This is a genomic window from Chryseobacterium sp. GTID13 (genome assembly GCF_056172655.1).
Genome location: NZ_JAOCMB010000005.1, coordinates 318,108 through 331,318, shown reverse-complemented (window position 1 = coordinate 331,318; position 13,211 = coordinate 318,108). Strand labels below are relative to the sequence as shown.

General features: G+C 34.1%; 11 protein-coding genes. 4 read left to right on the top strand and 7 right to left on the bottom strand.

The window, feature by feature from the left end:
• Positions 1-843: 843 nt before the first annotated feature.
• From N4G44_RS07465 to N4G44_RS07445, 5 genes are all read right to left on the bottom strand, one after another.
• A complete protein-coding gene (locus N4G44_RS07465) occupies positions 844-2,217 on the bottom strand; it encodes an RCC1 domain-containing protein (protein ID WP_474925637.1) in 1,374 nt (457 codons plus the stop codon).
• A gap of 69 nt (positions 2,218-2,286) precedes the next feature.
• On the bottom strand, positions 2,287-5,418 hold the full coding sequence (locus N4G44_RS07460) for a T9SS type A sorting domain-containing protein (protein ID WP_474925636.1): 3,132 nt from the start codon (positions 5,416-5,418) through the stop codon (positions 2,287-2,289).
• Positions 5,415-5,615: a hypothetical protein gene (locus tag N4G44_RS07455; protein WP_474925633.1), complete on the bottom strand. Its 201-nt coding sequence runs from the start codon at positions 5,613-5,615 to the stop codon at positions 5,415-5,417. The genes N4G44_RS07460 and N4G44_RS07455 overlap by 4 nt, the downstream gene beginning before the upstream one ends.
• A 1,432-nt stretch (positions 5,616-7,047) precedes the next feature.
• Entirely contained in the window at positions 7,048-7,614 is a 567-nt protein-coding gene (locus N4G44_RS07450) for an NAD(P)H-dependent oxidoreductase (protein ID WP_474925631.1), read from the bottom strand.
• A gap of 4 nt (positions 7,615-7,618) precedes the next feature.
• Complete coding sequence (locus N4G44_RS07445; RefSeq protein ID WP_474925629.1) at positions 7,619-8,422, bottom strand: enoyl-CoA hydratase/isomerase family protein; 804 nt, start codon at positions 8,420-8,422, stop codon at positions 7,619-7,621.
• 184 nt (positions 8,423-8,606) lie between these two features.
• Between N4G44_RS07445 and N4G44_RS07440 the strand changes: the two genes are divergently transcribed.
• Complete coding sequence (locus N4G44_RS07440) at positions 8,607-8,975, top strand: winged helix-turn-helix transcriptional regulator (protein WP_474925627.1); 369 nt, start codon at positions 8,607-8,609, stop codon at positions 8,973-8,975.
• A 335-nt stretch (positions 8,976-9,310) separates the two neighbouring features.
• On the opposite strand, the gene N4G44_RS07435 is transcribed toward N4G44_RS07440, so the two are convergent.
• Both N4G44_RS07435 and N4G44_RS07430 read right to left on the bottom strand, forming a co-directional pair.
• Positions 9,311-9,889 (bottom strand): helix-turn-helix domain-containing protein, encoded by a 579-nt coding sequence (locus N4G44_RS07435; RefSeq protein WP_474925625.1) that lies wholly within the window; start codon positions 9,887-9,889, stop codon positions 9,311-9,313.
• The gene (locus tag N4G44_RS07430; RefSeq protein ID WP_474925623.1) at positions 9,880-11,004 is read right to left on the bottom strand and encodes a hypothetical protein; all 1,125 of its coding nucleotides are present in this window, start codon (positions 11,002-11,004) and stop codon (positions 9,880-9,882) included. The genes N4G44_RS07435 and N4G44_RS07430 overlap by 10 nt, the downstream gene beginning before the upstream one ends.
• A 295-nt stretch (positions 11,005-11,299) precedes the next feature.
• On the opposite strand from N4G44_RS07430, the gene N4G44_RS07425 reads away from it, so the two are divergent.
• The 3 genes from N4G44_RS07425 to N4G44_RS07415 all read left to right on the top strand — a co-directional run bounded on the left by N4G44_RS07425 (position 11,300) and on the right by N4G44_RS07415 (position 13,206).
• Entirely contained in the window at positions 11,300-12,115 is an 816-nt protein-coding gene (locus N4G44_RS07425; RefSeq protein ID WP_278353585.1) for an oxidoreductase, read from the top strand.
• 48 nt (positions 12,116-12,163) lie between these two features.
• Positions 12,164-12,604 (top strand): DUF2147 domain-containing protein, encoded by a 441-nt coding sequence (locus N4G44_RS07420; RefSeq protein WP_474925621.1) that lies wholly within the window; start codon positions 12,164-12,166, stop codon positions 12,602-12,604.
• 104 nt (positions 12,605-12,708) lie between these two features.
• Positions 12,709-13,206 carry a hypothetical protein gene (locus tag N4G44_RS07415; RefSeq protein ID WP_474925618.1) on the top strand — a complete coding sequence of 166 codons (498 nt, stop codon included), beginning with the start codon at positions 12,709-12,711 and terminating at the stop codon, positions 13,204-13,206.
• The last annotated feature ends 5 nt before the right edge of the window (positions 13,207-13,211 follow it).

Below are 13,211 nucleotides of genomic sequence, written 5' to 3'. Positions count from 1 at the left end.
AATCAGTTACTATTTAGTTCAGGATATGGCAGAGCATTGCTCTACCCCCAGTCTTTTTAAATTTGATATGTGATACAAAAATACTTGAATGTATTAGTGACGACAATAAGTTAAAGAGAGAAATATTGATAAAATTCCGAATTATCTGCATAATAATCAGCAATATTAAATGTCATAAAAAACTAATAATCAGTTATTTAATACGCATAAATACAGGAATTTCTGAATTTCTTACATTAAAATAAAAAGTTAAAATAAGGTGATCTGCTTTAAGTTTCAAATCATTAATGCATTTTCATAATTGTTTATTTTTATGTGGCTGTTTATGTATAGCTGTTTATGCATCAGTAAAAACTGGCACCTCCTTTCCCACAGAGAAAATAACTCTTATAGCAGCAGATAGTTCTGTTTGATAATGCAAAATCTTAAACATACAGCTAACAAAAGGATAAGAATCTCAATTTTAAGTGTATATAAATCTAAATAACAATTTTAAAGCATAAAAGAAGGCGTCTAAAAAGACACCTTGCTTACATAATTTAATTATCGATCGTTTATTATTCCAGGAACTTTCTCATAACAACTAATATTATCATTATTCATTCCTTATCATCTACGTAATTATTTGATCTTCGACAGAAAATTATTAGTCCAGTTACGCTTTAAAGAGTCATCAGCTTTCTTCCAGCAAATTTTGTAATGAAATGATTGAGAAGTTGGAAACGCTATTTAACAATAAAACAAAGCAATTATCTCTTTCATGAATCTCTTCATCAGATCTATTAATTAATATACTAAAAGCGTCTTATAAAAGATTCCGTTTCAAAACCATCCTTATCAAGATCAGTCTTCACTTTTTTTAATCAACTTTTTTACAAATTTATTTCCTTTTAAATCTTTAATTTGAACCCAATAAATTCCATTCGATAAAGAACTGATCGTTACAAACTTCTTATTGATAGGTGATACTACCAATTTTCCCTCAGCATCATAAACATCTGTGCTCTTTATATCATTCAAATTCCGTATTTCAAAAAATGTTTTAGCAGGATTGGGATAAAGTACAATATTTGGGTTCGTCTGGCTATTATCTTGAGTTACCAATACAGTTGTAGAACAGTTAATAGGAGTAGGAACACTTTTATACATACTTGTTCCATCACCCAACACTCCTGTAGCATTATAGCCCCAAGCCCAAAGTGAGCCGTCAGCTTGTAAGGCTAAACTGTGTCCATATCCTCCACTTATTTGATCCCAGTTTGTCGCTATTCCAATTTGTATTGGGGCATTTTTACCCACATAAGTACCATCTCCCAATTGTCCCGAACTATTTTCACCCCATGCCCAAAGTGTTCCATCAGTTTTTATTGCTAATGTAAATCTCGTTCCTGTAGCAATATCTTTCCAGTTATTATCGGTTCCTACCTTAGTTGGAATATTTTTATTAATAGTATTATTATGCCCTAATTGTCCAAGTTCATTATTTCCCCATGCCCAAAGTGTTCCATCAGTTTTTAATGCAACTGTGTGATTGGCACCTGACCTCATTATTTTCCAATTGGAATCTGTGCCTATTTGTGTAGGAATAATTTTATTTAGTAAAGTACCATCACCTAATTGCCCATCAAGATTTCTACCCCAGCTCCAAAGTGTTCCATCTGTTTTCAATCCGATACTAAACCAAATTCCTCCTGTAATATTTTTCCAATTAGTTGCTGTACCTATTTGAATAGGATAATGCTTGTCATCATAGGTATTATTACCAAGTTGTCCGAAAGTATTATCTCCCCAAGCCCAAAGTGTTCCATCCATTTTTATGGATAGCGTATGATCACCTGCAACTGCTATTTTTTCCCAGTTAGAATCCGTGCCTACCTGAGTAGGAGTGTTTTTATGCACAGTACTTCCATCTCCTATTTCTCCATTACCATTTGCCCCCCAGCCCCAAAGTGTTCCAGAAGTTTTAATGGCCATAATGGTCTCTGCATTGGGTCCTGAAGATACAATTTTCCAGTCGTCACCAGCTAACTGATAAGGAATATATTTGGGATTATTGGTACCATCTCCTATTTGTCCCCAGGAATTGTCTCCCCATGTCCATAGTGTTCCATTTGGCTGAATGCCAAGAGAACTAACCACTCCTGAAGATATGGTTTTCCAGCACTGGGAAAAAGTTAAGATGGGAGCAATAATTAAAAATAAAAATGTTTTTTTCATTTGTTAGGTATATTTATAATTTTCAGTATCGGCTTACTCATCATTAATTCAGATTATTTCTTATAGTGACTAGAATTTTTGCTTGATGATTTTAAATACTGCCTCATCATTTAATTGAATCATATAGATGCCTTCCTTCAAATGAGCTATATTAATTTGTTTGTCTACAAACTTGCCTGATAGCACTAATATTCCTGCCATATCATAAATTTTATAGGTCGTACCTTTTTCAGTATTGATGTACAGTATATCTCTTACAGGATTTGGATACAGTTTTTGAGATTCTGACAATGTTATGGCAATACTTTTTGCAGCAACACGGTTCACTTGTTTACCTGTAACCGGCGTTGGCGGTATTGTGCCATCATAACGCGGCATATCTTTTACACAACGGACATTAGCTGCCGATTGGGGAATAACATTATCAACACCTTCATTCCCAGATGACAAAGCATTCATCCTTCTATTATGAATATAATTATTTGTATGTCCGATTTGCATTGCTAATGCCACTCCTTTGGACCGTGTAGCTAAGGCAGAAGTCCAAACATCAGTCACAATATCACTCCTGAATATACCGTTATTCCCATCTTTATTTCTAATCCCCGTAGATGGAAAGTTTCCAATTTTGTAATTAGGATTATTGAACATATATCCATAAACCGAATCGCTCAACAAATGACTAGTCGAAGAATATGCTATGATTCCTGAGTAAGCTACGGTAAGGTCAATTGCCCCTCTCTGAGGAACACCATAAGGATAATCAAAACCACCACCGGAATAATTACCATAATACCAGGGCGAGGTACCTCTCGGGGCGGCATTTCCATTAGCAATTTTCCTAACACTTGCATCTGATTCAGTGGATAAAACATCCGGTACCCTCCAACCATCCGGGCAAGGATCAAAAACAGATTTACTGGTGCCATGTCCCCATCTATCAGAGGCATATGCGTCTTTAGCGAAAACCCAATCTTTTGTTCCTGGGTTAGTAAGGATTGATAATGGGTTTTGAACAGAAGCCAGCAAAACACTTTCTATTGCAGACTTAATTCCAAATTTAGAATTCAGAGCGATATTGTTACTCGTATAAGCTGCATTTGCCAGACCAGACATATTAAAATTAGCATTATAATAATTTTCATCTACATCAGTATACACCAGATTTCCTTGATTATATGTATCGGTTGACAAATAAATTATGTTGTTCAGATTTTGAGTTTTGTCTCCCGGGTTTCTAAAAGACGGTATTGGATCTTTTCTTCCCCACTGGTATTGTAATCCTGCTGAGTTTTTTATTGACGCTAATTCTTCTGGTGTTAAAGAAGAAGGATCATTAACGGTAGGAAAAGCCTCTATTGCTCCTAAATTCCTATCCATAAAAGTAGTTTTTAACGGTGCAACACCACTATGTGTTGGATTTACAAAATATCCTGTGCTATTGTCTGTTAATATGTCTTCAGTCAGGTAAGTTATCGTTGAAGTTGTAGGATTATCTTTGGGAACCCATATGTGCCAGGACCAATAGATAAAACCTTTTCTTGTGCTCTGACCACCATCTCTTTTTAAGACAATTACTGCATTGCCAAATTGATTTGGATTTATTTTTACAGATATTTTTTGACAATCATAAGGATCATCAGTAGAAGTGTTACAATCAGGTGTCCTTACGAATTCTACTTTACTAATTAAACTTTTATTAGAAGTCCATAAAATACTGGTCTTTAGATTATCGATTGGAAGAGTTTTATGATCTGTAAGATATTGGTTATAAACAGAAAATGGCTTATTGATTGGTATCAAAACGGTTTTCTCTTCATTACTTACAGGAACAAGATAGCTATTAGGATCACTTAATCCTTTAGTATAATCAAAATCAGTTGCATTCACATAGTTGGTTGGAAAATCATATGTAGAGGAATTAACAACCAAATTGTTATCCGGATCTTTCATACATCTCACAGCAATTCCCATGTTCACGAGGTTATAACTCCAATGCGTTTTTATTTCATTTAGTCCATAATTAGCATTATAATCAAGATTTTGTCCAAAATCACTGGTTATAACCATGGACCGGTCAGCTACAATATTCTCATCGGCGCCCGATAATACTGCTAAGGTAGCAGATCTAATATTCATTTCTGAACTGTTATCCTGAAAAACAGACTTGTTAACATTAGAATCATAATACTCATAATCTCCATTTAATGGAAATTGTCCTAAACCCCTTCTGTTTATTGCACCATTTGACCATGTAGTTTGGGAAAAGTCTACTCCTAATCCTGGATAAATTTTGATTCCATCATAAGGCGCAGGGGGACTCTGTGGAATGCTGTTGGAAATAGTTTTATTTATAGTACCATCATCGTTTGAACCGCCATGTCTTCCCCATGGGGAAGCTGTATTATCCATCGCTATATTTCCCATAAATGAAGGCACACGCCAACCATTAGGACAAGGATCATACGGAGATTTTAGCTTAATCTTTTGGGTATTGCCGGAAGTATCGAAAGGACTTCCCCCATCTTGCCCATTTCTATTATCAGACCATAAGTTCCATCTATATCCGCTCTGAGGCTGTATTGTATTGCTAAACCACGGCTTTTGTGGGTCGTTAATGAAAGTCATTGGATTCTTAATAGCATCTTTGATATTATCCCCAACATTGTCATATGCTCTCGATTTTTGTATTAGTACCTGAGCATACGGAACTCCGTTTGCCCCTGTATTATGTCCATCATCTCCTCTTATATTTCCAACATCTCCACTTACTTCATACCAACTTCCGTCTTTGTAAATAAATCCTGGAAAAGGGTCTTTCCTTCCCCATTGGTACAGTAACCCGCCTGATTTGTGCCCGTCATTTCCTAAAAATGAAGCATTCGTTGCTCCTAAGTTTCTATCTAAATATTGAATAACTGCATCATTGCCCGCAATATTTTTTTCAATTCCTTTATCATAGGATGTTGGAGTTTTAGAAGGGTCATCTGTAACCCATACGTGCCACGACCAATAAATAGTATCATTTACTTTAAAAGATATTACAGCATTACCTTCGCCTTTGGACCGGTCTACCATAACCCGTATAACTGTATCCTCAGGGGTTGCACCAGGAACTATGGTTGCTGATTTTATTAATCCGGGTACATCTTGCCAATAAATAGTGGAACTTAGAGTCCCTGAAGGAATGGCCTGATTCAAATACCAATTTGGATCAGACCAGATTCTATAAGCTTTTTTACAGGTATATCTATACCTCCTTTGTTATTTGTTTTGGCATAGTCTGTATCAAAAACATAACTATTAGGAGCTCTGGTCCAATCTAAATTTGAAGTTTGGGCACTAAGATTTGAAAGTATTATTCCTAAAAAATAAATACTAAATAATTTCTTTTTCATGTATTTTTAATTTTATAATTGTATTCTTTGCGTTAGGCAAATTCGTTGGATATAATGCTGTATTATTATGATTTCAGGAATTATTTCTTGCTATTTTATTTCTGTATCAGCTAATTAAATTCACCTTACTCCTATTTTTCTAAGATGACTATTGATATAATCAATGTATTAGAGGTTTGCAAGTCTTAAGTATACTGAAGAAGGTATTTTAATATAACATAGTAAAAACTATGGTCTTAAACTGACTATAGAATAGTCATTAAAATAATAAACAATCGGGCCTTCTGAATATTAATTTAAATTGTGAATCTTCCCCAATCATATTTTAGATTAATAAAACAAAGCTACTTAAACATCAATCTTGGGTAAAAGAAAAATTTCGTCAGATTTATAAATTTGAAGATCAATCTATATTCCCTCAAAAGCTGTGTTACTGGGCACAGACCCTATGTTTTCCTCTTTGACATTAAGGAAATGTCCAACTATATTATACTTAATTGAAAAATTTAGTTTTGTTACAATTTCGGAATATATTGCTTCTTCTAATATGGCGGGATGGTTTAATATCAATGGAATTTACATCAAGATATTAATCAATAGTTAAAGAAATGGTAACTATATTTTTCAGATGACTTAAGATGATTGTTTGAATTTGTATATCCATGATTCAAGAATTTCTGGAATTCTGTAGTGCCATTAACAGCGTTAGTTCATTCAATAGTTAGAAGGCAAGATATTTAGAATAGATAAAGAGCTAAGTAGGCAGGAATGTTTAATAAAAGAGCTATACGAGTATCTGTAAGAGACTATTACTAGAATCCATTTTATTAAAATACAAAGACATACCTCCAGGAGCTTTAATTGGGGGACACTTATTGAACATTCAATTATTCCTCATTCCTTTGCAATGCTAATTGAAAAAAGTCCTGAAGAGTTCAATAATATCGATTTCAAAGCAGATGTATAATAACCAATGGTTGCGTACAAATTGGGAATTTACCCATTTTTTCTCTACAGATTATAAAATACTCTGTACACCAAAACTTAATTGTTCTGAACTTCTATGGTTTGTCCGGACTTCACAAAAACTGCCGTTGTTGTGGTCGTATTTGGTTTTCCCGTACAAAACGTATCCAGATTTATTTTTCTTTAAACCAATCATATAAAATTCTCCAGTAAAACGGTCTTCACCAACGGAATATGTCGTGAGTTCTTTGCCGGCTATCAACCTCAAAAGAGAATTTTCCGTAGGGTCGAATCCACTTTTTCTCGTACAGCTCTCTATGATGCTTTTATAATGATTGACTTTTTTTCCTATTTCATTGGAGGGGTTAGAAATTTTAAATATAAAATTGTTATAAATAAAAAGTCGGAAGAATAAATAATTCTCCCAACTTTTTAAATCATAAGCAAGAATTACTTTAAATCAATCTTAAATATAATTTTTCAAATGTGTTTCGAGTGAAGACATTTCCTGTTCTATATTCGGATTTTTAAAAACATCATAGAAGGCAAATGTTGGCATCGGCTGAATTCCCACAAACTGTAGTGTAGCTGTGAAAGGTCTCGTAAATTCTTCCATCGAAAAACCTTCAAGCAGCTGACCTGAGTTTCCAAAAGTTTCTTCGGGAGCATTCCAAGTATTCACAATCATTCCCCTGCTTTTCAAAAGACCGCCTGTACCGTAGTTTCCTCCACTATTTCTTCCATCTCCTGCGTAGATTTTACCGTAGCCGCTCATTAGAACCTTATCAATATAATCTTTTGTTTTTGCGGGCATCCCAAACCAGTTAATCGGGAAATGAAAGAGTACAAAATCTGCATTTACCCACTTTTCGATTTCCTGTGAAATTTCGTAGCCACTGTCAATAACTGTTGCAAAAATTTCATAGCCTTTTTCTCCGAAAACGCTTTTACTTTTTTCAAAAACAGTTTTATTGAGATTCCCTTCTGCAATTTGTGGCCATTTGACGTGACCATTGATGATTAATGCTTTCATTTAATTATAAATATTTTCCAAGATTAAGTTCAACATCGCCATAGGTTTGTAATCCTTGGTCTAAAAGTTTTTTGATTCTGGTTCTTGCTTCAGGTTCTGTTAACGAAGCAAAAAATCGGGTTTGCGTTTCCATAATGTGTTCATTTTTTGGAATAATCGCTCTTTCATTCATTATCGATTTAATCGTTGTAATGATTTTTTTATCAAAAGAATCAATTCTTTTTGCCAAATTTTCGATGAAAGCATCTAATTCATTATCCGGAAATGCACGATTAATCCAGCCATAATCAGCTGCTGTTTGTGCATCATAATCGTCGCCACTCAGAATAATTTCCAATGCTCTGGCTTTTCCTGTTAAGAGATGCAGACGCTCCAATCCTCCACCGCCGGGAAAAGAGCCGATTCCGATTTCGGGCTGAGCAAAAAATGCTTTTTCCTTACTTGCAAAACGCATATCGAAAGCCTGAATAAATTCACTTCCCAAACCTCTTGCTCTTCCTCTGATGGAGGCAATACTTACAAACGGAGCCTGCTCTAGACGTTTTGCAACATCGGGCCAGGAGATGGAAAGTCCTGTCTCACCTGTTCCTTTCGGAAATTCAAAAATATTGACCAATTCTGCGTGAGCGACATAAAACTCGGGATTGGAACTTTCAAAAACTACAACCTTGAGATTTTCATTAGCTTCTAGCTCTTCCATTGTTGTTCTCAACTGCACTGAAAACTCAGGATCGAATACGTTTACCGGAGGATTGTTAATTGCTATTTTCCAATAGCTTTCGGTTATTTTCTGTGTTGTAAAAATCATAAAAATTCTTTTTAAAAGTTTATTTGTAATTGGATAAAATTCTATTCAAATTGAAATTGATAAATATTTCAGTATTTTTGCTTGCAAATTGAAAGTGTAAAGATATAAAAATATACTTGCAAAATGCAAGTTAAATATTTATGGCAAAAAAAATAGAAATTCTGGATGTCCGGTAAGTAACTCATTGGATATTTGGGGAGACAAATGGAGCTTGCTTATTGTGAGAGATTTGATGTATGCAAAACAGTGCACGTATGGCGATTTTTTAAAATCAGAAGAAAAAATTGCCACCAATATTTTGGCGACAAAACTGCAAATTTTAGAGGCGGAAGAAATAATTTCTAAATCACAGCACCCAGAAAGTAAAGCTAAGTATTTGTATAAACTCACCGAAAAAGGCATTAGCCTACTCCCCGTTTTAATAGAGATTTATTTATGGGGAGACCAATATTTTGAGCTTTCTGAAAACCATAAAAAATTTCTACAGGATGTAAAAAAAGATAAAGAAGCATTTTTGAAAGCGGCACAACATAATCTCAGAAAAGCACTTTAACTAGTAAGTACTGTCGGCAATGAAACATTCAATAAAATCAAAGCGAGCGGAATAAGGATATTCAACGGCGGAAAGCAAATAAAAGCCAATGCTGCATGATGCACGAGCTTGTTCCATTCAGCATATTTTGATTTTAATTTTTAGGAATTTCTTTCTCGTCAGAGTAGGGCTATTCCACTTCCAAAGCTTGGCAAGAGACTTGAGTGTAAAGCCTTTCAGGTATTTGGCTGGGTTTTTGGCTGTATGGTTCTCACAGAAATATATGAATTTTGGGAATTGCTCTGTGTCAGACGAAACTTTCCCGCTGTTCCGTTAAGATTACATTATTGCAAAGATCACAAACTGTTTAATTTTTTAATATACTGTGATGGGGTCATTTCGGTTCTTTCTTTAAATGCCTTTATAAATGTTGTTGGGCTTTTATAACCAATTTCTTCAGATATTGTTTGAATAGTATATTTTCGAAACATCGCGTTTTGTTCGAGTTCCTTTAATACATAATTTATTCGAAGGTCATTTATATATTCAGAAAACGTTATTCCTTTATGCTCATTTAGTATTTTGGATAAATAAGCAGTATTGGTGTTAAGCTGCTTAGCCATACTAGTTAATTTAAAATTTTTGGATAAAAACATTTTTTTTGATTCGAGTAAATCCAGGTTGCTTAATATTCGGTTTACAATTTTATCTTCGACGACTTTTGATTTTTTGTTTTTTTCCATTGTGAAAGTTTCTATTGGAAACACACCCTTTCCTTCCATCTCTCTTTCAAATTCTGTAATAAATCTTTTCTTTCTTTTATTATAATTGTGATAAATCACAACAAGAGATATCAAGATGATAAAAGCTACAAATAAAAAAGTATTTTTTTTGTTTTTCCTTATTATCTCATCTGAAATTGATTTTATTTCCATAGTCTCATGTTTACCAAGAAAGCTATTTCCTGAAGTATCTTGGATCTTTTTTTACCTATTTCGGAGAGATTTAGTTTAGCGAATTTATATGCATTAGCATTATCACCGATGTTCTCATAATTTAAACTCAGTAAGTAATAAATTTTCAATTTGTTCTCATACGTACATCTTGTAGGTTCCTTTTCATTGTAAAGTTTGTGAATATAATAAAAAGCTGAATCTGTTTTTTTAAGAAACGTATATACTTCAGCTTTTCCTAACCAAACTATTTCCCGTGAGAAATTTTTGTCCATTAAAACCGAATCCCTTTCGCATGTATTATAAAGAGATAATGAAATCTTATATTGCTTTTTAAGTAATCTCATATTGGCAAGTCTGCTAACTAATAAAGATCTTGAATATGGAGCTAAATCAGAATTACTTTTCATTTGTTTACCCGCTTTCTCATAATTAGATTGAGCTGAATCTAACTTCTCCTTATTACCGGAGTCTTTATACCATTTTACAAATGTATCTCCCATTGTATTATAGGTAGCGGCCATTTCTTCAATTCTGGGAATGCCACTATACAAAAGCTCTTTTTCATCAGATAGGATATCTTTTAAATGAGTATTCAAAAGTTCAGTACTTTTATTATAATTCCCCAATTCCGAATAAGCTACAGCATAAAAAATGAGCTGCTTTTTCTTGTAAATTGGGTCCATATCCCGCGAAAACGAATTTATGTATTCCAATCCCTGTGAAATATTGCCAAGTCTTTTTTCAATGTAAAATAATCTCGTTATGGCAATGTGCTTAAGTCCGTTATAACGAGACAAACCTAAATTACTTTTGTTAGCCTCGACTTGCTTTATAGAGGATAATACAGCATTTTTTGCTTCAAGATATTTGCCCTGTTTGTACAGTACCGTACCTGAATCTATTTTAATTAAAAGGTGGTAAGATAATTTATATTTAGAGATTCTTTTGAATTTCAAATTTTCATTCAACAATTTCAAATGCACTATATCCCATTGATCTTTTTTAATTAGGCTATCTATTTTTAATGATTCATTCTGGCTAAAGGACTTTTGAGAGAATACTTTTAGTGATACAAAAAAGAGGATAGTTAGCATTTTTTTTACGAAAATCATTGTGTTGTTATTAGGTTTCCAAATTTAATTTAAAATTATCTATGATAAAATATGCAAATAATAAAATTGGACAATATATCAAAGGCTGTAGAGTCTCTCTTTACTCCCAATCAAACACAAACTGTATTAGTTATTCAACTGTTTGCTTATGCAAAAAATATTAAAAGAGCAATTTCATTAATATCAGTAAAATGTATACAACAATCATGAATTTGTTTTATTCCTAAGGCCGTTTATTGAGCCACCTTTGTCCTATAAAATTTAATACTAAAAAATAATGAAAAAAGTAATTCTTATTACCGGGGCAAGTTCAGGCATGGGTAAAGAGACTGCCAAAAAGCTAATTCAGGAAGGTCACATAGTTTACACAGTAGCACGAAGGATAGACCAGATGGAAGATTTGAAAAATATAGGTGGGCACCCCATTAAAATGGATGTCACCAACGAAGAAGACATTCAAAATGTTGTAGATACTATAGTGAAAGAACAAGGAAAAATAGATGTACTCTGGAATAACGCAGGCTTTGGACTCTATGGTTCAATAGAAGACGTTCCATTAGATGAAGCTAGAAAACAGTTTGAAGTCAACGTATTTGGCATGGCCGCAATGACTCAAAAAGTTGTTCCAATTATGCGTAAGGCTAAAGCAGGAACTATTATCAACACGTCTTCTATGGGAGGCAAAATGTATTTTCCAATGGGAGCCTGGTATCATGCCAGCAAACATGCAGTTGAAGGATTAAGTGATTGTTTACGCCTGGAATTAAAACAATTTAACATTCATGTGGTGGTATTAGAGCCTGGTTTTATTGCAACAGAATTTGGTTCAGTGTTATTGGATGGTTTTAATAAGCTTCCTAAAGATAGTGCTTACAGAGATTTAATGGACAAAATCATGGAAGGCACTAAGAAAGCTGCGCAAGGCAATGGTTCATCAAAACCTACAGTTATTTCAGATGCCATTAGTAAAATTGTCAATTCCAACAACCCTAGAACCCGTTATCGTGTGGGAAAATTTGCCAAACCAATGGTGTGGATGAGAACTTATCTTGGTGATGATCTTTTCGATAAGATTGTTATGAGCCAGATGTAATACTATAAATCAGTAAAACCAACTTGTTTAATTATTAAATCATTAAAAATGAAATCATTAAAAATCTTACTAATAGTGATGCTTGCTATTGCATCAAAAACATTTGCACAAACAGGTCCAGACGCTATATTAGGAAAATGGGAGTCTGATAAAAAGGACGTGAGACTTGAAATCTTTAAACAAGACGACAAGTACTACGGTAGATATCTCTGGGGAAATCAAATTGTTGAAAAAGATGGCACAACTTCTAAGAAAGACCTTAAAAACCCTGACCCAAAATTACGCTCAAGAAACCTGATTGGCATTACCAGTTTAACAGGGCTCAAATGGGATGGCGAAGAATATGTAGATGGTAAAATCTATAATGCACCAAGCGGAGACACTTATAGTTGCAAGGCTTGGCTAAAAGATGGAAAAATGAATCTCAGGGGCTTTATGGGTATATCATTAATGGGAAAGACGGCCACCTTTCATAGGTATTTAAAATAGCCGAGATAACAGAAGTATTTTAATCGCTCTACTCCACTGCTGGCTTAAAAATCAGGCCTAAGAGCTTAAAGGAATTAATATTAATTAACAATACAATCATAACGATGGAATTTATTCAAAACACGATCAATTGGATAAGGGCGGAAATATTTGAAGCCTGGTTGATCCTTGCATTTGGATTGTTTACAATCACCGCTGGTCTCTTGTTCTGGAAAATAGGCTCCACTCCAGGATCCAAAGCTTTATTATGGCCTCTTATTGTTAGCGGTGTTATTTATGCAGGCATTGCAAGTGGTATGCTCTTCTCCAATCAAAAACGCATGGCAGAATTTCCGCAAAATTATCAGCAGTCTAAGAAAGAATTTGTAAATGCTGAAAAGAAACGAATAGAAGATTTTCAATATGGGTATAAAGTATCAAAAATTGTTGCTACTCTCTTTTTTACCATGACATTAATTATTTTCTGGACAACCAAAAACCCAACGTGGCAGGGCATTGGCATTGGTTTATCCTACTTTGCGCTAACCGGCTTGGTCATCGATTATTTTTCACAGGAAAGGGCGGATCTATACTACAGCTTTGTTTTAAAAGCATTACAGTAACTAAA